The sequence below is a fragment of the Mycobacterium sp. genome (assembly GCF_004298145.1).
Classification (GTDB): domain Bacteria; phylum Actinomycetota; class Actinomycetes; order Mycobacteriales; family Mycobacteriaceae; genus Mycobacterium.
The window spans coordinates 25546-49541 of the sequence record NZ_SCRH01000053.1; the positions used below are offsets into that span (position 1 = coordinate 25546).

A 23996-nucleotide genomic window follows, 5' to 3' on the forward strand; every position below is an offset into this window, starting at 1 on the left:
GGCTTACTCCGCCGGAGTTTCCGGCGGTCCGTCGGCCAGCAGCGTCCGGAAGCCGCCCTCGTCGAGGACGGGCACGCCCAGCTCGACGGCCTTGTCGTACTTCGAACCCGGCGCATCCCCGGCCACGACATAGTCGGTCTTCTTCGACACCGACCCGGCGGCCTTTCCCCCGCGCGCCAGGATCGCCTCCTTGGCGTCGTCGCGGGAAAAGCCGGCGAGCGACCCGGTGACCACGACCGTCAACCCCTCCAGTGTGCGCGCCACGCTGGTGTCGCGTTCGTCGGCCATCCGCACGCCCGCGGCCCGCCACTTGTCGACGATCGCACGGTGCCAGTCGACGGTGAACCACTCGGTGAGCGCCGCGGCGATCGTCGGCCCCACACCCTCGACCGCGGCGAGCCGCTCGGTCGAGGCCGTCATGATCGCGTCCAGGTCGCCGAACTCGGTGGCCAGGGCACGCGCGGCGGTCGGCCCGACATGGCGGATCGACAACGCCACCAAAACCCGCCACAACCCCACCTTGGTGGCCTTGTCGAGGTTGTCGAGCAGCCGTTTGCCGTTGGCGGACAGGGCGCCCGCCTTCGTCCGGAAAAGCTCGGTGCGCAACAGGTCGTCCTCGGTCAGCGCGAACAGGTCGCCCTCGTCGGCAATCACCCCGGCCTTCAGCAGGGCGATGGCCGCCTCGTAGCCCAGCCCCTCGATGTCGAATGCGCCGCGGCCGGCGACGTGGAACACGCGCTCCCGCAGCTGAGCCGGGCAGGACCGCGCATTCGGGCAGCGGATGTCGGCGTCGCCTTCCTTGGCGGGTGCCAGCGGAGTGCCGCATTCGGGACACGTCGTGGGCATGACGAATTCGCGCTCGGAGCCGTCGCGTAGGTCAACGACCGGGCCCAGCACCTCCGGGATCACGTCGCCGGCCTTGCGGATCATCACCGTGTCGCCGATCAGCACGCCCTTGCGCTTGACCTCGGCGGCGTTGTGCAGGGTGGCCAGCCCGACGGTGCTCCCGGCCACCTTCACCGGGGTCATGAACGCGAACGGTGTGACGCGCCCGGTGCGCCCGACGTTGACGCGGATGTCGAGCAGCTTGGTCTGCGCCTCCTGGGGCGGGTATTTGTAGGCGACGGCCCAGCGCGGCGCGCGCGACGTGCTCCCGAGCCGGCGCTGCAGCGCGACGTCGTCGACTTTGACCACCACGCCGTCGATTTCGTGATCGATGTCGTAGCGGTGCTCGCCCCAGTAACCGATCCGCTCCTCGACCGCGGCGAGGCCGCGCACACGCGCCGTTTGCGCGGCCACCGGCAGCCCCCAGGCCTTCAGCGCGGTGTAGGCCGCGTGCTGGGTCTTGGGCGCGAACCCCTCGGTGCGGCCGATGCCGTGACAGATCATCCGCAGCTTGCGCCGGGCGGTGACGGCCGGGTTTTTCTGGCGCAGCGACCCGGCCGCGCTGTTGCGGGGATTGGCGAACGGCGCCTTGCCGTCCTCGACCAGGCTGGCGTTGAGCGCCTCGAAATCGGCGAGCAGGAAAAACGCCTCGCCGCGCACCTCCAGCAGGGCCGGCGTCGGGAAGTCCTCGGCGGCGGACAGGCGCTCGGGCACGTCCTCGATGGTGCGCGCGTTGAGCGTCACGTCCTCGCCGACGCGGCCGTCACCCCGGGTCGCGGCGCGTTCCAGCCGGCCGTCGCGGTACACCAGCGACAGCGCCACCCCGTCGATCTTGAGTTCACACAGGTAGTGAGGCTGTTTGCCGACCTCGTTCTCGACGCGGTTGTTCCAGGCGACCAGCTCGTCGCGGTCGAACACGTCGTCGAGGCTCAGCATCCGCTCCAGGTGCTCGGCCTCGGCGAAGTCGGTGGCGAAGCCCGCCCCGCCCACCAGCTGAGTCGGCGAATCGGGAACCCGAAGCTCCGGGTGGCGCTCCTCCAGCGCGAGGAGCTCGTTGAACATCGTGTCGAATTCCGCGTCCGAGACGATCGGCGCGTCCTTGATGTAGTAGCGGAACTGGTGCTCGCGGACCGTTTCGGCCAGGTCCTGCCACTGCCGACGAACCTCGGGGGTTACCGAATCAGCCTCTGCTGAGCTCACCTTGGCAGGCTATCCGAGGACGCCGACGTAAAACCCGCCACACCGGTTCCCTATTCGATGGCGTCGGGATCCTCGGCGAACATCTGGGCCGCCTTGCAGGTGAGTTCGATCGCGGTGCGGGCCCACTCGGGTGTGGCGCCCGCCAGGCCACACGCCGGGGTGACGCCGATGCGTTCACGCAGTGCCACGCGGGGAAACCCGAGGCGATCGGTCACCGCTACCACCGCGGCCGCGACCTCCTCCGCCGAAGGCCGCCGCGGCGGGGGCCTGATGGCGACGACGCCCAACATGACGGTGCGGTCCGATTCGACGAATGCGGCGATACCGTCGAGATCCGCCGCGCGCAATGTTCCGGTATCCACCGATACCGCGCTGAACATGCTGCGCTGCAACAGGCCCCATGGAATGCCGGGGGCGCAGCAGTGCAGCAGCACCGCACCGCCCACCGCGTGGGCGCAGGTGTCGAGCAGGCTGCCGGCCACCGCCTCGTCGAGCGGCGCCACCGAGCTGAGCGCGGTCACGCCTTTCAGCCCACCGCCCAACGCCTTTGGCAGCGACGGCTCATCGAACTGAACCACCACCGGTGTCTCGAGACGCCGCGACATCTGCGCACGGTGTGCGGCCACGCCTTCGGCCAGCGACGCCGTCAGGTCGCGCAGCGCCCCGGGGTCGGTGATCGCCCGGTGCCCGTTGGCCAGCTCGATCTCGGCGGCCAGTGTGACGGGCCCCGGTGCCTGCACCTTGACCACGCGACCCTCATTGCGCAGGCCGGCGGCTTCCCAGGCCTCTTCCAATGCGTCCATGTCCTCGTCGAGAAGGCTGATGGCACGGCGGGTGACCGCGCCCGGCCGGGAGGCGAGGCGGTAGCCGCGCGGCACCGTGTCGATGGCGACGTCGACCAGCAGCGCACCGGCCCGGCCGAGCAGGTCGGCGCCCACCCCCCGAGCGGGCAGCTCGACGATGTGGGCCAGTTCGCCCGCCAATTCGCCGACGACAACCGCGGCGGCCTCCCGCGCGGCGATGCCGGGCCACGAACCGACACCGCTGGCCCTAGCAAACCGATGGGCGAAAACACTCACCGGCCAACCGTATTCGACGTCACCTGAGCAGTCGGGCGGCAGGGGTCCGTGCGCCCGGGGGGTGCGGGGTAGGTTCAATCCCGGAGGGGTGCAAATACGGTGTCGCAGAAGGCGAAGTTGGCGAGGCTACCGCTGTGGTGCGGGGCGGTGCTGCTGGCGGTGTCGTGTACCCGGGTGGTGGACGGCGCGGCCATGGCGGGGCCCGACGCCAACCGCAGGATGGTGCACGGTTTTAGTGTCGACACGATCCTGCTGGACCAGTCGCGGATGCGCGCGATCACCGGCGCCGGTGAACACCTGACCATCATTCCCTCGATGGACGGCACCAGCCCGGTGGACATCGACGCATTGGCCCAGACCGCGCCGCGGGAGTGCCGGTTCATCTACGACGAGACGGCAACCTTTGGGCACGATCTCGAGGCGTTTCACAAGACGACCTTTCAGGACCCACCCGACGGCGCGTTGATCTCGGAGGGTGCGGGGGCCTATCGCGACACCGACACCGCGCGGGCCGCGTTCGACGCCCTGGTGGGCACCGTCGGGGACTGCGCGAACGGCACGGGCGGGCAGCTTTACGTCGGCGATTGGAGCACCGATGGCACCTCGCTGCACCTGCGACCCGGCGGCTGCGGCCGCGACTACCGGATCCTGTCGGTGGCCATGCTGGAGGTCACCTTCTGCGGTTTCGCGCAATCGGTGTCCGACATCGTGATGACGAACATGGCCGCGAACGTCCCGCGTTAACCCGGGATCAGCGCGAAGTTCCGGCGATGGTGGCGCTGCCGAGTACCTCGTCACCGTCGGGGTCGGGCCGATACAGCACCAGCGTCTGACCCCGCGCGACACCGCGCAGGGGATCGCGCAGCCGCACGACGAGTTCTTCGTCGACGAGTTGGGCTACGGCGTCAGCCGTTTCACCGTGCGCGCGCACCTGAACCGCACACTCCACGGGTCCTGACGGCGCCACGCCCGAGGTGAATATCGTTGCCCGCCCGACCAGTTCGCGCACGTCGAGATCGGCCGCCTCCCCCACCCGCACGGTCGCGGTGTCGGCATCGATCTCGGTCACGTAGCGCGGGCGACCGTCGGGGCCCGGCCCGGCGATGCCGAGCCCTTTGCGCTGGCCGATGGTGAAACCGTGCACCCCGTCGTGCTCGGCGAGCACCGTCCCGTCCGCGTTGACCACGGCGCCGCGGCGAACCCCGATGCGCGCACCCAGGAAGGCGCGGGTGTCGCCCGACGGGATGAAGCAGATGTCGTGGCTGTCCGGCTTCTCGGCGACGGCCAGCCCGCGCCGGGCGGCTTCGGCGCGGATCTGCGACTTGGGGGTGTCACCGATCGGGAACGCCGCGTGCCGCAACTGCTCGGCGCTCAGCACGGCCAGCACATAGGACTGATCCTTGTCCTGGTCCACGGCGCGGCGCAGCCGCCCGCCGGACAGCCGGGCGTAGTGGCCGGTGGCCACCGTGTCGAACCCGAGCGCAAGGGCTTTGACCGACAGCGCCGAGAACTTGATCTTCTGGTTGCACACCACGCACGGGTTGGGTGTTTCGCCCCGCGCATAGGCCGACACGAATTCGTCGATGACGTCCACCTGGAACTTTTCCGCGAAATCCCAGACATAGAACGGTATTCCGAGCACATCGGCGACCCGGCGCGCATCCGAGGCGTCTTCCTTCGAGCAGCATCCCCGCGAGCCGGTGCGCAGCGTGCCGGGCGACTTCGACAGCGCCAGGTGCACGCCCACCACGTCATGTCCGGCGTCGACCATCCGGGCGGCGGCGACCGAGGAGTCGACGCCACCGCTCATGGCAGCAAGCACTTTCACTAGGAAGCCCCCGCGGCGGCCAGCGCCGCTCGACGCGCACGGTCCACCGCCGCGGGCAGCACCCGCAGCACCGTGTCGACATCAGCGTCAACACTGGTGTGTCCCAACGAGAGTCGCAACGATCCGCGGGCGCTGGTCGGGTCGGCGCCCATGGCGATCAGCACATGCGACGGCTGCGCGACACCAGCGGTACACGCCGAACCGGTCGAGCACTCGATCCCGTTGGCGTCCAAGAGCATCAACAGTGCGTCGCCTTCGCAACCACGGAACGTGAAGTGCGCGTTGCCGGGAAGGCGCAACGGGTCGTGGGCGCCGTTGAGGCTGACGTCCTCGATGCCACCCAGCACCCCGTCGACCAGCCGATCCCGCAACACCCGCAGCCGGGCGCTGTTGACCTCGAGCCCGTCGACCGAGATCCGGGCCGCCGCGGCCATTCCGACCGCACCGGCCACATCGGCGGTGCCCGAACGGATGTCCCGCTCCTGCCCACCGCCGTGCGCCAGCGGCACGCACGCGACGTCGCGGCGTAGCAGCAGCGCGCCCACGGCCGCAGGACCGCCGAACTTGTGCGCGGTCACGCTCATCGCCGACAACCCGCTGGCGGCGAAGTCGACGGGCAGCTGCCCCACCGCCTGAATCGCGTCGCTGTGCATCGGCACTTCGAATTCCGCTGCGACGGCGGCGAGCTCGGCGGTCGGCATGACGGTGCCGACCTCGTTGTTGGCCCACATGACGGACACCAGCGCGACATCGTCGTGGTTCCGCAGCACCTCGCGCAGCGCGGCCGCCGACACCGAGCCGTCGGCCGCGGTCGGTAGCCAGGTCACCTCGGCGCCCTCGTGCTCGACGAGCCAGTTCACCGAGTCCAGCACGGCGTGGTGCTCGACCTCGCTGGTGACGATGCGACGGCGGCGCGGCTCGGCTCCCCGACGGGCCCAGTAGATGCCCTTGATCGCCAGGTTGTCGCTCTCGGTGCCGCCCGCGGTGAAGATGACCTCCGAGGGACGCGCCCCCAGCCTGTCGGCGATCAGCTCACGGGATTCCTCGATGCGGCGCCGCGCCGCCCGGCCACTGGTGTGCAGCGAGGAGGCGTTGCCCACCGTGCCCAGCACACCCGTCATCGCCTCGACGGCGGCGGGGTGCATCGGGGTGGTGGCGGCGTGATCCAGGTAGACCATGACGCGCCCCACGATACCGGCCCACCGGTTGGCTCAGGCCACCAGCATGTGGCCATGACCAGCGCACCGGGGCGTTCCGACGCCCACCGCGGACTGGCAGCGGCCGGCCAGGCCGCGTCGATCGGTCCCCGGGAGCTGCAGAGACTCGACGTGCACCCGCGCCAGCGTGCGCCGCACGGCGAGCAACCGGCGGATCGAGCCCAGCAGGGTCTCGTCGCCGACGAAGGCCGGCACCGTCGACGGGCTGCCGTCGACGTGGTGATAGGTCAGCCGCAGGGGCTGCACCGGCCGGCAGGCATCGATCGCGGCCTGGAACATGGCCGGATAAAACACCCCCCGGTCCCGACCACACCAGGTGGTGCCCTCCGGAAACGCCACGACCGTCTGGCCGGCGCGCAACCGGCGGGCGACGTCGTCCACCACGCCGGGCAGCCGCCGCAAACTGGCTCGCTCGATCGGGATGATTTTCAGGGTGCGGGCCACGATCCCGGTCGCCGGCCCGGTGAACATGTCGGCGCGGGCGACGAACGACCCGGGCAGCACCGAACCGATGGCGAAGACGTCCAGCCATGACATGTGCGGGCTGACCACCAGCACGCCGCGCAGGTTACGAATCGGGTTGCCCGACACCGTTATCCGGATCCCGAAACAGCGCAGCACCAACCGGCAATAGATGCGCTGCACGCGGGTGCGACCCGGCAGTGGCACCGCCAGCAGCGGCAGCCCCGGCGCCAGCAGCAGCGCCAGCAGGAGGCGAAGGGTTACCCGCAGCGCCACCAGCAGCGGCCGGGAGGCGACCGCGCCGCCGGTCCGCACGCAGCCGGCATCACACGACGCGCGCGGTAGCCAGGAATGTCCGGTGCCGGCGGGGGTGCTCATCGCCGGGCGCCCGCCGTTGTGTGGGTCGTCGCCCCCGCCATGTCCGAGGCGGCCGACACCGATCGGAGTCGCTTCAGATATCGGGTGTCGGCGTGCTGTTTGTCCAGCAGGACGCAGAAGTCGCCGACACCGAAATCCGGGTCGTGCGCCGGTTCCCCGCACACCTGGGCGCCCAGCCGCAGGTAACCGCGCAGCAGCGCCGGAACCGACGGCCGCGCGGGCGGCGGGATGTCGTCGAGGGGCGTCCCGTCGACGACGACCGGCCGGTGTGGAAGAACCCGATACCGCGGCGGTGCGGCATGCCGGCTCAGGATGAAATCGCGGACGCCGCGCAGCTGGCTGCCCGGGACCTGATCGTCGGGCTCGCCGCCGATGGGCACCGATACGCACCCGGTCACGTGGTCGTAGCCGTAGCGGTCCAGATAGGCCAGGATGCCCGCCCACATCAGCAGCACCACGCCGCCGTTGCGATGCCCGTCGCGCACCACGGCGCGTCCCATTTCCACCAGGGACGGCCGCAGCGGATCGAACGCGCCGATGTCGAACTCCGTGGCGGTGTAGAGCCCACCGGCCGCGATGGCGCCCGCCGGTGCCAGCATGCGGTAGCAACCCACGAGCTCACCGGTGTCGTCGTCGCGGACCAGTAGGTGATCGCAGAACTCATCGAACCTGTCGACGTCCCGTCGCTGTCCGTCGGCCGCCGGCAGCGCAAAGCCGGGCGTGCCCGTGAACACGTCGTACCGGAGTCGCTGCGCCGCCTCGATCATGCCGGGGTCGGTGGACAGCAACAGGGAGTAGCGCGGCGCGGCGGCTGCGTTGCCTGCCGCACCGCTCGGCTTGTCACTGGGGATGAGGACCGAAGCAATGCTCATGAGACCCAACGTGGCGTAACCGATGAGCTAGTCGGCATCGACGCTGTGACGTGTCGGTGCACGTCAGATGACGAAATGTCGCGAAATCAACGGCCCGAGCCGCAGCGGAACCGATGGGTGAGTCGGGGAACAGCCAGCACATGCGCTAGCTGGTTGGGAGATCGCTCACTGGTGTCGCCACGGTACAGATGTGACACAAGTAACCACGGCGTAGGCAAAAGCCCCCGACACCGCGGTGCCGGGGGCTTAAGGACCGAGAAACTCAGCCCTTGCGTGCCTTGATCGCGTCGGTCAGCTGCGGAGCGACCTTGAACAGGTCGCCCACCACGCCGAAGTCGGCGATCTCGAAGATGGGCGCCTCTTCGTCCTTGTTGACCGCGACGATGGTCTTGGAGGTCTGCATCCCCGCGCGGTGCTGGATGGCACCGGAGATGCCCAGCGCGATGTAGAGCTGCGGCGAGACCGTCTTGCCTGTCTGGCCCACCTGGAACTGGCCCGGGTAGTAGCCGGAGTCGACGGCGGCACGCGACGCGCCGACGGCCGCACCCAGCGAGTCGGCCAGCGCCTCGACCACGCTGAAGTTCTCCGCGCTGCCCACGCCGCGACCACCGGACACCACGATGGTGGCCTCGGACAACTCCGGGCGGTCACCGGCGACCGCGGGCTCGCGGGCGGTGATCTTGGTGGCGTTCTCGGCGGGAGCCGGGACCTCGACGGTGACCTGCTCGCCCGCACCGGCCGACGGCTCCGCCTCGACGGCGCCGGCCCGCAGGGTGATCACCGCGCTGTCTCCGTTGGCCTGCGCCTCCACGGTGAACGCACCACCGAAGATGGAGTGGACGGCCTTGGGGCCCTCCTTGACCTCGACCACGTCGACCAGCAAACCGGATCCGATCCGGGCCGCGAGGCGGCCGGCGATTTCCTTGCCGTCGGCGCTGGCGGCCAGCAGCACCGCCGCCGGCGCGTTCGATTCGGCCAGCGCGGCCAGCACGTCGACCACGGGGGTGACCAGGTACTTGTCCACATCGTCGGACTCGGCGACGTAGATCTTGGCGGCGCCGGCCTCCTTCAGCCCGTCCGCCAGCGGGGCGGCCGTGCCCGGCGCCCCGACCACGACGGCGGAGGGCTCGCCCAGCACGCGGGCGGCGGTGATCAATTCGGAGGTGACCTTCTTCAGCGCACCTTCGGCGTGCTCCACGAGCACCAATACTTCAGCCATGGGTTATCTCGCTCTTCTCGTGATTCGGGGGACCGTTGCAGACAGATGGGTGTCAGATGATCTTCTCGGCGACCAGATACTTGGCCACCTCGTTGCCGCCCTCACCCTCGTCGGTGACCTTCTCACCCGCGGTCTTCGGCGGCTTCGGCGTCGACGACAGCACGGTGGATCCGGCGTTGGCCAGCCCGACCTCGTCGCTTTCGACCCCGATGTCGGCCAAGGTCAGCACCGTCACCTCTTTCTTCTTGGCGGCCATGATGCCCTTGAACGAAGGGAAACGGGGCTCGTTGATCTTCTCCGTGACACTGATCACGGCGGGCAGCGTGGCCTCCAGGTTGAAGACGCCGTCGTCGGTCTCGCGCTCGCCGGTGACCTTGCCGCCCTCCAGGGACAGCTTGCGCAGGTGGGTGAGCTGCGGCAGGCCCAGGTACTCGGCGATGATGGCCGGCACCGCGCCGCCGGTGCCGTCGGTCGCTTCGTTACCGGCGATCACCAGCTCGGTGCCCTCGATGGTGCCCAGCGCACGGGCCAGGGCCCACCCGGTCTGCACCACGTCGGAGCCGTGCATGCCGTCGTCCTTGAGGTGGACGGCCTTGTCGGCGCCCATCGACAGGGCCTTGCGGATCGCCTCGGTGGCGCGCTCGGGTCCGGCGGTCAGCACGGTCACCGACCCCTCGACGCCGTCGGCGGCTTCCTTCTCCCGGATCTGCAGGGCTTCTTCCACCGCGCGCTCGTTGATCTCATCCAGGACCGCGTCGGCGGCCTCGCGGTCCAGCGTGAAATCGCCGTCTGTCAGCTTGCGCTCTGACCAAGTGTCTGGGACCTGCTTAATCAGGACCACGATGTTCGTCATGAGTGTGGTTCGTCCTCCTCGAAGGGGTCCGCAGCGATCGACTGCGAGACCTCGGTACGCGTTTTTCGCAACGCACAGCCGTGTTACTACCCGGTAACTTTGTGCGGTATGCATTCACACCATAGCGGGTGGTACTGCACGTTCTTGCGGCGCGCCTCCCCCTGCGAACACGGGGCCACCCACTTTCGTGGTTCGCGAATCCGACACTTCGCGTTAGCCTGCCTATGCAATGAGCGCACTGGTCCCTGACGTTCCCCCACGCGCCCCCGGCGATCCCGCGTCGGCGGGTGACACGGTGTTGACGCTGACCGGTGAGCGCACCATCCCGGGTTTGGATATCGAAAACTACTGGTTTCGCCGCCACGAGGTCGTTTACCAGCGGCTCGCCGAGCACTGCGTGGGGGCCGACGTGCTCGAGGCGGGCTGCGGCGAGGGATACGGCGCCGATCTGATCGCCGACGTCGCCCGCCGCGTCATCGCCGTGGACTACGACGAGTCCGCGGTGGCCCACGTCCGCGCCCGCTACCCCCGGGTGGACGTCATGCAGGCGAACCTTGCGCAGCTGCCGCTGCCCGATTCGTCGGTGGATATTGTGGTCAACTTCCAGGTGATCGAGCATCTGTGGGATCAAACACAATTCGTTGTCGAGTGCGCGCGGGTGCTGCGGCCGTCCGGGCTGCTGATGATGTCCACCCCCAACCGGATCACGTTCTCACCCGGTCGCGACACCCCGATCAACCCGTTCCACACCCGCGAACTCAACGCCGGCGAGCTGGCCGAGCTGCTCGTCGGCGGGGGTTTCTCCGACGTGTCGATCACCGGGTTGTTCCACGGTCCGCGGCTTCGGCAGATGGACGCCCGGCACGGCGGCTCGATCATCGACGCGCAGATCCAGCGCGCAACGGCCGCTGACCCCGGGGCGCCGTGGCCGCCCGATCTGGCGGCGGATGTCGCGGCGGTCACCACCGATGACTTCGAACTCGTCGCGAGCGGATCCGGCGCGGCCACCGGCCAGCACATCGACGACAGTCTCGATCTGATCGCGATCGCGGTAGCACGGTGAACTCCAGGCAAGACCGGGTTCCCGGCCTCTTCACCCTGGTTTTGCACACCCACCTCCCGTGGCTTGCCCACCATGGCCGCTGGCCGGTCGGTGAGGAATGGCTCTACCAATCCTGGGCGGCGGCCTACCTGCCGCTGATGCGAGTGCTGAACACGTTGGCCGGCGAAAACCGCCGGGGGCTGATCACGCTCGGTGTCACACCGGTGGTGAACGCGCAGCTTGACGACCCGTATTGCCTTGACGGCATGCATCATTGGCTGGCGAACTGGCGGCTGCGCGCGGCCGAAGCGGCCAGTGTGCGGTCGGTCCCCCGGTCGAAGTCGGCCGGCTATCAGTCATGCACACCGGAAGCCTTGCGCACCTTGGGAGTTCGTGAATCGGCTGAGGCCCAGCGGGCTCTCGACGACTTCGCCACCCTGTGGCGGCACGGCGCCAGCCCGATGCTGCGCAGCCTGCTCGACGCCGGCACCGTGGAGCTGCTCGGCGGACCGCTGGCCCATCCGTTCCAACCGCTGCTCGCCCCCCGGCTGCGCGAGTTCGCCCTGCGCGAGGGTCTGGCCGACGCGCAGCATCGCCTGGGGACGCGCAAAGGGCAAAGCCTGGGCGGGATCTGGGCACCCGAATGCGCTTACGCGCCAGGCCTGGAACACGACTACTCCGCCGCGGGCGTCACGCATTTCATGGTCGACGGCCCGTCGCTGCACGGCGACACCGCGCTGGGCCGGCCCGTCGGCGACACCGACGTGGTGGCGTTCGGGCGCGATCTGCAGGTCAGCTACCGGGTGTGGTCACCGAAGTCCGGCTACCCCGGCCATGCCGCCTATCGCGATTTCCACACCTATGACCACCTCACCGGGCTGAAGCCGGCCAGGGTCACGGGCCGCAACGTGTCCTCGGAGGGCAAGGCGCCCTACGATCCCGAGCGCGCCGGCCACACGGTCGACATCCACGTCGCCGACTTCGTCGACATGGTCCGCAACCGCCTGCTGTCGGAATCCGCGCGCATCGGGCGGCCCGCCCATGTGGTCGCGGCCTTCGACACCGAGCTGTTCGGCCACTGGTGGTACGAAGGCCCGACGTGGCTGGAGCGGGTGCTGCGCGCCCTGCCCGAGGCCGGTGTGCGGGTGGGCACGCTGCGCGACGCGATCGCCGACGGCTTCGTCGGTAACCCGGTGGCGCTGCCGCCCAGCTCGTGGGGTTCGGGCAAGGACTGGCAGGTGTGGGCCGGCGACCAGGTCGCCGATCTGGTCCAGCTCAACAACGAAGTGGTCGACACCGCGCTGAGCACCGTCGACAAGGCGCTGTCCCAAACCGCGACGCTGGACGGGCCGATCCCCCGCGACCACGTCGCCGATCAGATCCTGCGCGAAACGTTGCTCACGGTCTCCAGCGACTGGCCGTTCATGGTGAGCAAGGACTCGGCCGCCGACTACGCGCGGTATCGCGCCCACCTGCATGCGCACGCCACCCGCGAAATCGCGGGGGCCCTGGCGTCCGGGCGGCGCGACACCGCGCAGCGGCTGGCCGACGGGTGGAACCGCGCCGACGGACTCTTCGGCTCCCTCGATGCGCGCAGGCTGCCCCGATGAGGCGGACCACGACGTGAAAATCCTGATGGTGTCGTGGGAGTACCCGCCGGTCGTCATCGGCGGGCTCGGCCGGCACGTCCATCACCTGTCGACCGCGCTGGCCGCCGCCGGCCACGACGTCGTCGTGCTGTCGCGGCGTCCCACCGGAACCGATCCCCGCAGCCATCCGTCGTCCGACCAGGTCAGCGAGGGCGTTCGGGTGGTCGCGGCCGCGCAGGATCCGCACGAGTTCACCTTCGGCACCGACATGATGGCCTGGACGCTCGCGATGGGGCATTCCATGGTCCGCGCCGGGCTGTCCCTCAAGAAGCGGGGCGGCAACCACACGTGGCGTCCCGACGTCGTGCACGCCCACGACTGGCTGGTGGCCCACCCCGCGATCGCGTTAGCCCAATTTTATGATGTGCCAATGGTTTCCACGATCCACGCCACCGAGGCCGGCCGGCATTCCGGTTGGGTCAGCGGCACGCTCAGCCGTCAGGTGCACGCGGTGGAGTCGTGGCTGGTGCGTGAATCCGATTCGCTGATCACCTGTTCGGGCTCGATGGCCGACGAGATCACCGAACTGTTCGGACCCGGGCTGGCCGAGATCACCGTGATCCGCAACGGCATCGAGACGGCGCGGTGGCCGTTCGCGGCGCGCCGGCCCCGCGGCGGGCCGGCCGAACTGCTCTACCTGGGACGGCTCGAGTACGAGAAGGGTGTCCACGACGTCATCGCCGCGCTGCCGCGGATCAGACGCAGCCACGCCGGTACCACACTGACCATCGCCGGCGAGGGCACCCAGCAGGGCTGGCTCGTCGAACAAGCCCGTAAACACCGGGTGCTCAAGGCGATCCGGTTCGTAGGACACCTGGAACACGCGGAGCTGTTGGCCGTCCTGCATCGCGCCGACGCCGCGGTGTTGCCCAGTCACTACGAGCCGTTCGGCATCGTGGCCCTGGAGGCGGCCGCGGCCGGCACTCCCCTGGTGACCTCCAACATCGGCGGTCTGGGCGAGGCGGTGATCAACGGTCAGACCGGCGTATCGTATCCGCCCCGCGACGTGGCCCGGCTGGCCGCGGCGATACGAACCGTGCTCGACGATCCGCAAGCCGCGCAACAACGCGCCCACGCCGCCCGCGAGCGACTCACGTCGGACTTCGATTGGCATACGGTGGCCGACAAGACCGCGCAGGTGTACCTGTCGGCCAAGCGTGGAGAGCGGCAGCCGCAGGCGCGGCTACCCATCATCGAACACGCCTTGCCGGACCGGTAGCGAGCTTTCTAACGTCGAGGCATGAGCCTGGACTATTCGAGCGTGGTGCACGCTTCGATCACGGACGTTTTCGATTGGCATGCCAGGCCGGGGGCGTTCCACCGGCTCTCGCCGCCCTGGCAGCCGATGCGCCTGGTCTCCGAGGCGTCCTCACTCGAGGACGGACGGGCCACGCTGGCCCTACCCGGCGGCCTGCGCTGGGTGGCCGTCCATCAGCCGGACGGCTACGACCCACCGCGCCGGTTCGTCGACACCCTGGGTGGCGACGGCCTGGCCACACTGCCGGTGCGAATCGCGGTTCGCTGGCGCCACACCCACGAGTTCGAAGACGTCGGAGCTGACCGCACCCGGGTGACCGACCGGGTCGACACCGGAGTGCCCGGCTCGCTGTTGCGGCCCATGTTCGACTACCGGCACCGCCAGCTGGCCGATGATTTGGCCGCCCACCGGCTGGCCGCCGAGAACGGTCTGAAGCCACTGACGATCGCCGTCACCGGGTCGTCAGGGCTGGTCGGTTCGGCGCTGACCGCGTTTCTGCGCACCGGCGGGCATCGTGTCATCCAGCTGGTCCGGCACGCGCCACGCGGCGACGACGAGCGACGGTGGAACACCGACGATCCCGACCCGCGGCTGTTCGACGGCGTCAACGCGGTGATCCATCTGGCGGGAGCATCGATCGCCGGCCGGTTCACCGACGAACACCGGCGGGCCGTCCGCGACAGCAGGATTGGGCCCACTCGGCGGCTGGCCGAACTGCTGAGCCGCACCGACCCCCGGCCGGCCGTGCTGATCTCGGCCTCGGCGATCGGCTACTACGGATACGACCGCGGCGATGAGACGCTCCCCGAGGACAGCGATCGCGGTGACGGATTTCTGGCCGACGTGGTGGCGGACTGGGAGGGGGCGACCACAGCCGCGCAACAGGCGGGGCTGCGGGTGGTGCTGGTGCGCACGGGCATCGTCCAATCGCCGCGCGGCGGCACGCTACGGCTGATGCGCCCGCTGTTCAGCGCCGGACTGGGGGGCCGGCTGGGCGACGGGAGGCAATGGCTGTCCTGGATCGGGATCGATGACCTGGTCGATGTGTATCACCGCGCTCTGTGGGACACGACGCTCGCGGGTCCCGTGAATGCCGTTGCGCCACAACCGGTCCGCAACAGCGAATACACGTCGGTCTTGGCTGCGGTGCTGCACCGGCCGGCGATGTTGCCGGTGCCGTCCCTGGGGCTTCGCCTCCTGCTCGGCGGGCAGGGCGCCCGCGAACTGGCCTGCGCGAGTCAACGAGTGGCTCCCCGCAAACTCGTCGCGGCCGGACACCGGTTCCGTCAGCCGGACCTCGACGCGGCGCTGCGCCACCTGTTGGGGCGCACCGGCTGACGGCTACTCTTGCGCATCTCTGCCGTCGCGGCTGTGCTGATAAGCACGGGCGCGCAGATCGGCCAGCCACCGGGGGTACAGGCTTAGGCCGGGCGCCGTGTTGAGCACCGGGTCGAACGACACGTCGTGGTCGCGCTCGGGATCCAGGGCGGTGGTCAGCGTGATGCGGGCCAGGAGCGTGAAATCGCCTCTGCCACAGGCCTGGTCGAGTGTCACCTCGATGTTGCCGCGCTCGAGCTTGGACCGGACAGCGTCCAGGGACAGACCCGGGCCGGCGATCTCGCGCGAGGTCCGGGCCCGCAACCACCAATTGTTGCCCTGATAGTGCAACGGCATCAGCGTGGTCAGGGTCTGGCCGTTCCACGATGTGGCCGGCCGTAGCGCCAGGGCGCGCGACAGCACGCCCGACCCGGACGAGACGAGCAGGATGTCCCACGGCTTGTCCGCCGGCTGGGGGGTGGGCAGCCGGACGGCCAGTCCGATGAAGTCGGGCAGCGCCCCCGGCGTACCGGTGGCTTTCGACACGCGCGCAACAATCTCCGATGATGCGATCGGCAAGCCCTGCGCCGCAGGGGCAACGCGTTCGATGTAGCCCTGCGCCAGCACCCCGGCCGGATGGAAGAACCGTTTGCCCCGGATCGCGGAACCCCACTGAAAGGGCAATGCCACAAGTTCGAAAATGTTCACCGGCGGCGAATTCCCCTTCTCCGCCGGGGGAAACAGGGCGCGCGACACCGCCACCGCTGCCGCGGTGCGTGAAAATCACCGTGACGCGAAACCGCTGGTGCGCCAGCCGATCATTCGCAGGCTAGGCGGGGGCTGCTGCGGGCATATGCCCGATCGGGGTGACATTTCAGATACTCAATGGTTCAGGGCAGGCGCGCGCCGGGCACCCGACGGCCGCCACGACCGTCTGTCCGCCCCGGCTGGCGTCCACCGGTGAAGTTCATTAAATTAATGTTTAAGTTACTGAACAAGATGGTAGGTGGTACCGGCCGACGCAAGGGCGCGTCTGACGGCCAGCACCGTGGTTTCGCCCGCCTCATCGGCGGGTATGAGGCGGGTGTTCGGGCCGGACAGGGGCTGGGCATGCCAAGCCGTCCGGGAGGGAGCGCTTGGACACTATGGGAGCTTTGTCGTTTTCACCGGCCACGGCGTCCCCGCCGGTGGCGATCGGTTGGCTGAGCGCTGACGATTTCGAGGCATGGCGGTCGAACGTACGGCGCATGGTGTTGGGCGATGTCGCCGATTTCATCGTCGCGCGACGTGCCGGCGAATTGGACGATGCGCGCATCGATGCGGCCGGCGACATCCTGGTGCAGTTCGTCTCCGGCGGTAAATGCCTGCGGTCGACGTTCGTGTACCTGGGCTGGCTTTGCGGCGCTCCGCCCGACGACGCCGCCCTGCGGGCGGCGGCCAGTTTCGAGTTGGTGCACGCCTTTGCGTTGCTGCAGGACGACGTCATGGACGGTTCCGACCAACGGCGCGGTCGCCCGTCGGCGCATCGGCAATTCGGTCAGTGGCACCGCGAGCGCGGATTGTGCGGCTCGTCGCGGCGATTCGGTGAATCCGCTGCCATTCTGCTGGGCGACCTTTGCCTCATCTGGGCCGAACAGATGTTGCGCGACAGCGGCGTCGAACCCCGGCGTCTGCAACGCGCTTGGCCACGCTATGACGCCATGCGCACCGAGCTTGCGGTCGGGCAATTCGCCGACCTGATCAACGATGCGCGCCAGATGCCCGGGCTGGAAGTCGTGCTCGACGTGGCGCGGCGCAAGTCGGGGAACTACACGGTGCGCCGGCCGCTGGAGATCGGCGCGGCCATGGGCGAGTGCGACGATCGGACGCTGTCCCAGCTGGGCCGCTATGGCGCCGCGGTCGGCGAGGCATTCCAGCTTCGCGACGACGTTCTCGGCGTTTTCGGGTCGCCGGCGGTGACGGGCAAGCCCAGCGCCGGTGATCTGCTGGAGCGCAAGGCGACCAGCGTCGTGGTGGCCGCCCACCAGTTGGCCGATGGGCCGACCCGGCGTGAACTCATCGAGCTCGCGCATCGTGAAACCCTCGACGACAGCGGGATCGACCGGTGGAAAGCACTGATCGTCGAGACGGGAGCGGTGCAGCTCATCGAGGAGATGATCGGCGACCGCGTAGCTTCCGCGCGGGATCACCTCAGCGACCTGCCGATCGATGAGCCCGTTCGCACCGCCCTGGCCGAAATGGCGGACGTCTGCACGGATCGCGCCGAATGAGTAGCACCGACCGGGGAGCCTGTTGACCATGCGGACCATCGAGGGGCGCGGCGATCACGTGGTGGTGGTCGGCGCAGGGCTGGCCGGGCTTTCCGCGGCACTGCACCTGGCCGGCCGCGGTCGCACCGTGACGGTGGTGGAGCGCGAGCCGTGGCCGGGCGGGCGGGCCGGCCGTCTCGACATCGACGGCTACCGGATCGACACCGGCCCGACGGTGCTCACCATGCCGGACATCATCGACGAGACGTTCGCGGCCGTGGGCGAGCGATTGAACGACCGCATGGAGCTGTTGACGGTCGACCCGGCCTATCGCGCCATGTTCGCCGACGGCAGTGCGCTGGACGTGCACAGCGACGAGGATCGGATGGCCGACGCCGTCGCCGAGTTCGCCGGCTTCGGGCAGGCAGCGGGCTACCGGCGGCTCCGGAAGTGGTTGACGCGGTTGTACCGCACCGAATTCGAGGGCTTCATCGCCGCGAACTTCGATTCCCCGCTGTCGCTGCTCACCCCGCAGCTGGCACAGCTGACCGCGATCGGCGGTTTCCGCAAGTGGGACCGGATGGTCAGGCACTACATCAGCGACCCACGGTTGCGGCGGATCTTCACCTTCCAGTCGCTGTATGCCGGCGTGGCGCCGCGCGACGCGCTGGCGGTGTACGCGGTGATCGCCTACATGGACACCATCTCGGGTGTGGTGTTTCCACGCGGGGGCGTGCGCGCGCTGCCCGACGCACTGGCCGCGGCCGCCGCCGACGCCGGTGTCCGATTCCGTTACGGCACAACCGTTACCGCCCTCGAACGCACCGGCGGTCGGGTCAGCGCGGTGGTGACCGAGCAGGCCGGGCGCATCGCCTGCGATGCGGTGGTACTGACCACCGAGCTGCCGCAGACCTACGCGCTGCTGGGCCGCACGCCGCGTCGTGCGGTGCGGCTGCTGCCTTCACCCTCGGCCGTCGTCGCGCACTTGGGTTGTCCCGCCGTCGCATCCGGGACGGCCCACCACACCATCCTGTTCGGCGAGGCATGGGATCAGACCTTCACCGACATCGTCGACGACGGACGGCTCATGCGCGACCCGTCCCTGTTGGTCACCCGGCCGACGGCCAGCGACCCCACCCTCGCTCCCGAGGGACGCGACCTGCTCTACGTGCTCGCTCCGGCGCCGAACCTTCAGCGGGGCACCATCGATTGGGCCGGTACCGGCGGCGCCTACGTCGAGGACATGATCGCGCACGTCGGCGATCGGCTGCTGCCCGGTCTGCCGCACGACGCAACGGTTTTGGCTGTCGTCACACCGGCCGACTGGGCGCGGCGAGGCATGGCGGCCGGCAGCCCGTTCGCGCTCGCCCACACGTTCGGTCAGACCGGCCCATTCCGGCCGGGCAACATGGTGCGCGGCATCGACAACGCGGTGCTCGCCGGCTCTTCCACGGTGCCCGGCGTCGGCGTACCGACCACGCTGATCTCCGGGCGGCTGGCCGCCGACCGCATTACCGGCATCCGCACGCGATCGGCCGCGCACGTCGACATGAAAGCGGGGCTGCCGTGATGGGCGGCGAATTGACCGCGGCCGGAATCGACGATCCGCGGCTGCGCGACGGATACCGCCGATGCCGCGAACTCAATGCCGCGCATGGCCGCACGTTCTTCCTCGCCACCCGGCTGCTCGCGCCCGACCAGCGGCCGCCCGTGCACGCGCTGTACGGCTTTGCCCGTTACGTCGACGACATCCTCGACGACCTCGACCCGCAGGTCGGCGCCGACACCCGCGGCCGGCGGCTGCAACAGCTGTCGGAGCGCTTCTTCTCCGACGGAGCCCATCTGGAGGATCCGCTGGTCGCCGCCGTCACCGACACCGTTCGGCGCTACCGGATCAGCGCGGGTCTGTTCGAGGACTTTCTGGCGTCGATGCGGATGGACCTCACGGTCACCGACTATCCCGACCGCGACGCCCTCAACCACTACATGCGGGGTTCCGCGGAAGCCATTGGGCTGCAAGTCCTTCCGATATTGGGAACCGTGACGCCGGCGCAGGAGGCCGCGCCGTACGCCGCGGCGCTGGGCCGGGCGTTTCAGCTGACCAATTTTCTGCGTGACGTCGACGAGGATCTGCGGCGCGGCCGGGTCTACCTGCCCGCCGACGAACTGGCCGCCGACGGTGTCGACCGAGAGCTGCTGATGTGGTGCCACGCGCAGCGCCGCACCGACCCGCGGGTGCGCCGGGCCCTGATCGCCCAGCACGAAATCACCCGGCAGACCTACCAATTCGCCGCGGGCGGAATCGCCACGCTCGCCCGCCGCTCGCGACCGTGCGTGGCGACCGCGGCGGCGCTGTATTCAGAGATCTTGGACTGCATCGAAAGAAGCGACTTCGCGGTGTTCGATCACCGGGCCACCATCGGCACGGCGCGACGGCTTCGAGCCGCCGGCGCGGGACTGATACGGTCGTGGCGGGCGCGGAACAGCGCGCGGGGCGTTCGTCAATCGGGGGCCGCATGAGCGATCGGTGGCAATACCTGGCGGTGCTCGCCGCATGCCTGGTGATCACCGCGCCGCTGGAACTCTTCGGCCCCGGCGTCTATCGGCAGTGGCGGCGGGCCATCAAGGCAGTCGCGCCGGTGGCCGTGGTCTTTTTGGTCTGGGATGCGATCGCGGTGGCCGCGCACGTGTGGACCTACGACCGCACCTATCTGTGCGGACTGAACATCCCGTTTCGGGTGCCGATCGAAGAGGTGCTGTTCTTCCTCGTCATCCCGGTGTGCGCGTTGCTGACCTACAACGCCGTGACCACCATCCTTGAGAGGGTGCATCGCCGATGACCGGCCTCGGCTACACCCTGCCGGCCGTGCTGGCGGTATTCCTGGTCTGCGCACTGGAATTGGCGGTGCTGCGCACCGGGCTCTTCCGGCGGCCGGCGTACTGGCTCTCGATGCTGATCGTGCTCGGGTTTCAGATCCCGGTGGACGGGTGGCTGACCAAGCTCAGCTCCCCCATCGTCGTCTACAACGAACGGCAGCTCAGCGGCGCGCGTTTCCCGTTCGACATCCCGGTCGAAGATTTTCTGTTCGGCTTCGCGTTGGTCACCGCGGTGCTGCTGCTGTGGGAGCGGCAACGTGCGCGTCGGTGATGCGGGTCCCGGCGAGTTGGCGGCCGCGTTCGACGCGGGAGCGCCGGCCTACGATCGCCTGGTCGGAGCAAGCCCCGGCTACCACGCGCAGCTGTCCCTGTCGGCCCGACGGATGCGTATTCCCAACCGCGGCAAGGGGTTACGGTTGCTCGACGCCGGGTGCGGCACGGGCGCCTCGACGGCCGCGCTGCTCGCCGTCGCGCCCGAGGCCGACGTCGTCGCCGTCGACGCGTCGCGGGGCATGCTCGACGCTGCCCGCGCCAAGGACTGGCCGGGCTCGGTGCGCTTCGTCCACACCCCGGTCGAGCAGCTGGCCGAGCACGGCATCGCCGGACCGTTCGACGGCATCCTGGCCGCCTACCTGATCCGCAACGTCACCGACCGCGACGCCCAGCTGCGCAGGTTCCGCGAGCTGTTGCGGCCGGGCGGCACGCTGGCGGTGCACGAATACTCGGTGCGCGACTCCCCCGCGGCCACCCGCATCTGGCACACCGTGTGCTGGGGCATCATCATCCCCGCCGGGTGGTGGCGCACCCGCGACACCGGGCTGTACCGTTACCTGTGGCGCAGCGTGCTGGCATTCGACGGCGCCGCGCGATTTCGGGCTCGGCTCACCGATGCCGGCTTCACCGCGGTGCACAGCGAGACGATGCCCGGCTGGGAAGCCAACATCGTGCACACCTTCCTGGCGGATGCGCCGCGATGAGCCTCGACCGGCGTCGCCGAACATTCCCCGCGCCAACGGGATTGCCGAACGCGGACGCCCTGGAATCGCGCCCGCGGGTGACCGTCGTCGGCGGCGGGATCGCCGGGCTGAGCGCCGCCACCGGGCTGGCCGAGCGCGGCGTCGCCGTCGAGGTCATCGAAAGCGAGCATTACCTCGGCGGCCGGGTGGGGGGCTGGACCGAGCGGGACGGCGGCGTCGAGCTCGCAATGAACCGCGGCTTCCACGCGTTCTTCCGCCAGTACTACAACCTGCGCGCCCTGCTGGGCCGAATCGACCCGCAATTGCGGATGCTCACTCCCGTCGAGGATTACCCGCTGATCGACGGGGCCGGCCGGCGCGACAGCTTCCGCGGGCTGCCGCGCACCCCACCGTGGAACGCCGTGGTGTTCGCGGCGCGCAGTCCCACGTTCCGGCTTAGCGACTTCACCCGCATCGACGCCCGCGCGGCCGCACCGCTGGCCGCCGTATCGGTGCCCGGCATCTACCAGCGGCTGGACCGCACCGACGCCGCGAAGTTTCTCGAGGACATCCGATTCCCCGAGGCGGCACGGCATCTGGCGTTCGAGGTGTTCTCCCGCAGCTTCTTCGCCGACCCCGCCAACCTTTCCGCGGCCGAGTTGGCGACGATGTTTCACATCTACTTCCTGGGGTCGTCGGAAGGCCTGATCTTCGATGTGCCGTCGGCGAACTACGACAGCGCGCTGTGGCGGCCGTTGCGCGGCTACCTCGAAGGGCACGGCGTGCGGTTCCGGCTCGCCACCAAAGTCCTGCGCATCGACACGGAGTCGGCGAACACCTTCCGGGTGCACACCGATTCCGATGACCACTGCGACGTCGACGCCGTCGTATTGGCCACCGACACCGCGGGTTTGCAGCGGATCGTTGCGGCATCCAGCGACCTGGGCACCGACGACTGGCGCGCCCGAATAGCCCGGCTGCGTACCGCGCCGCCGTTCGCCGTGCATCGGCTGTGGCTCGACCGCCCCGTGGCGGCGCACCGGCCGGCATTCCTGGGCACGGCCGGCCACGAACCGCTCGACAACATCAGCGTGCTGGAGCGCTACGAATGCGAGGCGCGCAATTGGGCCGCCGCACACCGCGGTTCGGTCGTCGAATTGCACTCGTACGCATTGGATTCCGCGCCATCGCGGGGCGCCGCGCTGCGACAGCTGCACAGGGTGTATCCCGAAACCGCCGCGGCACAGATCGTTCACGAGAAGCTGCTGCATCGCAACGACTGCCCGCTGTTCTCGCCCGGCTCCCATCCCCACCGCCCCCCGATCATGACGCCCACGCCGGGATTGCTGCTGGCCGGCGACGCCATCCGCATCGACCTGCCGGTGGCTCTGATGGAGCGGGCCGCCACCACCGGCTGGTGCGCCGCCAACCGACTCCTGCAGCGCTGGGGACTGGCCGGACACCCGTTGGCCACGGTGCCCACCCAAGGCCGGTCACCACTGCTGCGATGGCTTGCCACCCGCGAAAGAGCCACCCGATCATGAGGATTCGCGAACAGCTTCAGCAACGCCTGTCGGCCGCCCGGGTCAAAGGCTGGCCGCTGCAGGCGATCCCGCGCACGTCATGGGCCGATCAGCGCCCGACGTATCGCGACGCCCAGCCCGCCATCATCGCGGGCGCGTTGCAGCGCTCCCAGCGCAGGCGCACCGGCAACTGGTACGCGTTCGCGGCCAGCGACCGGGTGCCCGGCGGGCGGCCCTTCGGCACCCGCGTGGCCGGTGTCGGCGTCGTCGCCTGGCGTGACGAACAGGGCCGGCTGTGTGTGGGGCCGCGCAGCTGTCCCCATTTGGGCGCCGACCTCGCCACCGGCACCGTGCACCGGGGCACACTCATCTGCCGCTGGCACGGGCTGACGCTGGACGGGCGTGCCCGCGAGTTCGGCTGGAGCCCGCTGCCCAGTCACGACGACGGCGTGCTCGCGTGGGTGCGGCTCGACGCGGCCGGCGGGGAGGAACCGCTGGACCGGCCGGTGCTTCCGCAACGCCCGGCCGGTGACACCCTGAGCGCGGTTGCCCGCATGGAGGGTGTGTGCGAGCCGAGTGACATCATCGCCAACCGGCTCGATCCCTGGCACGGCGCGTGGTTTCACCCCTACTCATTCACCCGACTCGACGTGCTGACGACGCCCACCGAACAGGTCGACCGATTCCTGGTGGCGGTGACATTCCGGATGGGACGCCTGGGGGTGCCCGTCGTCGCGGAATTCAGTTGCCCGGAGGCACGCACCATCGTGATGCGCATCGTGGACGGAGAGGGAACCGGCAGCGTCGTCGAAACCCACGCGACGCCAATGGGTTCAGGCCCCGACGGCCGTCCGCGCACCGCCGTCCTGGAAGCCACCATCGCGCATTCGGACCGGCCCGGCTTCGCGCGCGCCTCCCGGGTGGCGCCTCTGATCGCACCCTTTATGCGCTATGCCGCCACCAAACTCTGGCGCGACGACCTCGCCTACGCCGAACGCCGCTACCAGGTGCGCGCCGGACTCGGCTGACCCGGCGCCGGCGCCGCGCGTGGAACAATTCAACCGTGCGCACGCCGCCCACAGCACACCACCCACGAGCAGGACCGCCAGGACGATCGCGGTGCGCCAGATGG

22 protein-coding genes are annotated in these 23996 nt (G+C 69.6%); 13 read left to right on the forward strand and 9 right to left on the reverse strand.

Annotated elements, in window-relative coordinates; all coding sequences use genetic code 11:
- Nucleotides 1-3: 3 nt before the first annotated feature.
- Together ligA and EPN51_RS22380 are read right to left on the reverse strand one after the other, a co-directional pair.
- On the reverse strand, nucleotides 4-2085 hold the full coding sequence (gene ligA / locus EPN51_RS22375; RefSeq protein WP_293047040.1) for an NAD-dependent DNA ligase LigA: 2082 nt from the start codon (nucleotides 2083-2085) through the stop codon (nucleotides 4-6).
- Between the two features lie 50 nt (nucleotides 2086-2135).
- Nucleotides 2136-3164: a methionine synthase gene (locus EPN51_RS22380; RefSeq protein ID WP_293047042.1), complete on the reverse strand. Its 1029-nt coding sequence runs from the start codon at nucleotides 3162-3164 to the stop codon at nucleotides 2136-2138.
- Between the two features lie 99 nt (nucleotides 3165-3263).
- Here EPN51_RS22380 and EPN51_RS22385 point away from each other — a divergent pair, with 99 nt between their 5' ends.
- The gene (locus EPN51_RS22385; protein WP_293047044.1) at nucleotides 3264-3908 is read left to right on the forward strand and encodes a sensor domain-containing protein; all 645 of its coding nucleotides are present in this window, start codon (nucleotides 3264-3266) and stop codon (nucleotides 3906-3908) included.
- Nucleotides 3909-3915: 7 nt separating this feature from the next.
- Here EPN51_RS22385 and mnmA read toward each other — a convergent pair whose 3' ends face one another.
- The 6 genes from mnmA to EPN51_RS22415 all read right to left on the reverse strand — a co-directional run bounded on the left by mnmA (nucleotide 3916) and on the right by EPN51_RS22415 (nucleotide 9993).
- On the reverse strand, nucleotides 3916-4992 hold the full coding sequence (gene mnmA, locus EPN51_RS22390; protein WP_293047046.1) for a tRNA 2-thiouridine(34) synthase MnmA: 1077 nt from the start codon (nucleotides 4990-4992) through the stop codon (nucleotides 3916-3918).
- The gene (locus EPN51_RS22395; protein ID WP_293047048.1) at nucleotides 4992-6170 is read right to left on the reverse strand and encodes a cysteine desulfurase family protein; all 1179 of its coding nucleotides are present in this window, start codon (nucleotides 6168-6170) and stop codon (nucleotides 4992-4994) included. The genes mnmA and EPN51_RS22395 overlap by 1 nt, the downstream gene beginning before the upstream one ends.
- 33 nt (nucleotides 6171-6203) lie before the next feature.
- The gene (locus EPN51_RS22400) at nucleotides 6204-7049 is read right to left on the reverse strand and encodes a lysophospholipid acyltransferase family protein (protein WP_293047050.1); all 846 of its coding nucleotides are present in this window, start codon (nucleotides 7047-7049) and stop codon (nucleotides 6204-6206) included.
- The gene (locus EPN51_RS22405) at nucleotides 7046-7921 is read right to left on the reverse strand and encodes a GNAT family N-acyltransferase (protein ID WP_293047052.1); all 876 of its coding nucleotides are present in this window, start codon (nucleotides 7919-7921) and stop codon (nucleotides 7046-7048) included. The genes EPN51_RS22400 and EPN51_RS22405 overlap by 4 nt, the downstream gene beginning before the upstream one ends.
- Before the next feature lie 262 nt (nucleotides 7922-8183).
- A complete protein-coding gene (locus EPN51_RS22410) occupies nucleotides 8184-9140 on the reverse strand; it encodes an electron transfer flavoprotein subunit alpha/FixB family protein (RefSeq protein ID WP_293047054.1) in 957 nt (318 codons plus the stop codon).
- A gap of 52 nt (nucleotides 9141-9192) precedes the next feature.
- A complete protein-coding gene (locus tag EPN51_RS22415; protein ID WP_293047056.1) occupies nucleotides 9193-9993 on the reverse strand; it encodes an electron transfer flavoprotein subunit beta/FixA family protein in 801 nt (266 codons plus the stop codon).
- A 229-nt stretch (nucleotides 9994-10222) separates the two neighbouring features.
- On the opposite strand from EPN51_RS22415, the gene EPN51_RS22420 reads away from it, so the two are divergent.
- From EPN51_RS22420 to EPN51_RS22435, 4 genes are read left to right on the forward strand one after another with little or no spacing between them, the layout of a single operon-like run.
- Nucleotides 10223-11056 carry a class I SAM-dependent methyltransferase gene (locus EPN51_RS22420; protein WP_293047058.1) on the forward strand — a complete coding sequence of 278 codons (834 nt, stop codon included), beginning with the start codon at nucleotides 10223-10225 and terminating at the stop codon, nucleotides 11054-11056.
- On the forward strand, nucleotides 11053-12645 hold the full coding sequence (locus tag EPN51_RS22425; RefSeq protein WP_293047060.1) for a glycoside hydrolase family 57 protein: 1593 nt from the start codon (nucleotides 11053-11055) through the stop codon (nucleotides 12643-12645). The genes EPN51_RS22420 and EPN51_RS22425 overlap by 4 nt, the downstream gene beginning before the upstream one ends.
- 13 nt (nucleotides 12646-12658) lie before the next feature.
- Nucleotides 12659-13903: a glycosyltransferase family 4 protein gene (locus EPN51_RS22430; protein WP_293047273.1), complete on the forward strand. Its 1245-nt coding sequence runs from the start codon at nucleotides 12659-12661 to the stop codon at nucleotides 13901-13903.
- A gap of 21 nt (nucleotides 13904-13924) precedes the next feature.
- Complete coding sequence (locus EPN51_RS22435) at nucleotides 13925-15280, forward strand: TIGR01777 family oxidoreductase (protein ID WP_293047061.1); 1356 nt, start codon at nucleotides 13925-13927, stop codon at nucleotides 15278-15280.
- 3 nt (nucleotides 15281-15283) lie between these two features.
- On the opposite strand, the gene EPN51_RS22440 is transcribed toward EPN51_RS22435, so the two are convergent.
- Nucleotides 15284-15967 carry a phosphodiesterase gene (locus EPN51_RS22440; protein WP_293047063.1) on the reverse strand — a complete coding sequence of 228 codons (684 nt, stop codon included), beginning with the start codon at nucleotides 15965-15967 and terminating at the stop codon, nucleotides 15284-15286.
- 437 nt (nucleotides 15968-16404) lie between these two features.
- Here EPN51_RS22440 and EPN51_RS22445 point away from each other — a divergent pair, with 437 nt between their 5' ends.
- Genes EPN51_RS22445 through EPN51_RS22480 form a run of 8 tightly spaced genes read left to right on the forward strand, consistent with a single transcriptional unit; the run spans nucleotide 16405 to nucleotide 23892 of the window.
- On the forward strand, nucleotides 16405-17529 hold the full coding sequence (locus tag EPN51_RS22445; RefSeq protein WP_293047065.1) for a polyprenyl synthetase family protein: 1125 nt from the start codon (nucleotides 16405-16407) through the stop codon (nucleotides 17527-17529).
- A 28-nt stretch (nucleotides 17530-17557) separates the two neighbouring features.
- On the forward strand, nucleotides 17558-19078 hold the full coding sequence (gene crtI, locus EPN51_RS22450) for a phytoene desaturase family protein (RefSeq protein ID WP_293047067.1): 1521 nt from the start codon (nucleotides 17558-17560) through the stop codon (nucleotides 19076-19078).
- A complete protein-coding gene (locus EPN51_RS22455) occupies nucleotides 19078-20028 on the forward strand; it encodes a phytoene/squalene synthase family protein (RefSeq protein WP_293047069.1) in 951 nt (316 codons plus the stop codon). Before crtI ends, EPN51_RS22455 begins: the two co-directional genes overlap by 1 nt.
- Nucleotides 20025-20348, forward strand: a complete 324-nt coding sequence (locus tag EPN51_RS22460; protein ID WP_293047071.1) for a lycopene cyclase domain-containing protein — start codon at nucleotides 20025-20027, stop codon at nucleotides 20346-20348. The genes EPN51_RS22455 and EPN51_RS22460 overlap by 4 nt, the downstream gene beginning before the upstream one ends.
- Complete coding sequence (locus EPN51_RS22465) at nucleotides 20345-20656, forward strand: lycopene cyclase domain-containing protein (protein ID WP_293047073.1); 312 nt, start codon at nucleotides 20345-20347, stop codon at nucleotides 20654-20656. Before EPN51_RS22460 ends, EPN51_RS22465 begins: the two co-directional genes overlap by 4 nt.
- Nucleotides 20643-21362: a class I SAM-dependent methyltransferase gene (locus tag EPN51_RS22470; RefSeq protein WP_293047075.1), complete on the forward strand. Its 720-nt coding sequence runs from the start codon at nucleotides 20643-20645 to the stop codon at nucleotides 21360-21362. The genes EPN51_RS22465 and EPN51_RS22470 overlap by 14 nt, the downstream gene beginning before the upstream one ends.
- Nucleotides 21359-22885 (forward strand): FAD-dependent oxidoreductase, encoded by a 1527-nt coding sequence (locus EPN51_RS22475; RefSeq protein ID WP_293047077.1) that lies wholly within the window; start codon nucleotides 21359-21361, stop codon nucleotides 22883-22885. Before EPN51_RS22470 ends, EPN51_RS22475 begins: the two co-directional genes overlap by 4 nt.
- Nucleotides 22882-23892 (forward strand): DUF5914 domain-containing protein, encoded by a 1011-nt coding sequence (locus EPN51_RS22480; protein WP_293047079.1) that lies wholly within the window; start codon nucleotides 22882-22884, stop codon nucleotides 23890-23892. Before EPN51_RS22475 ends, EPN51_RS22480 begins: the two co-directional genes overlap by 4 nt.
- Nucleotides 23893-23996: the final 104 nt, after the last annotated feature.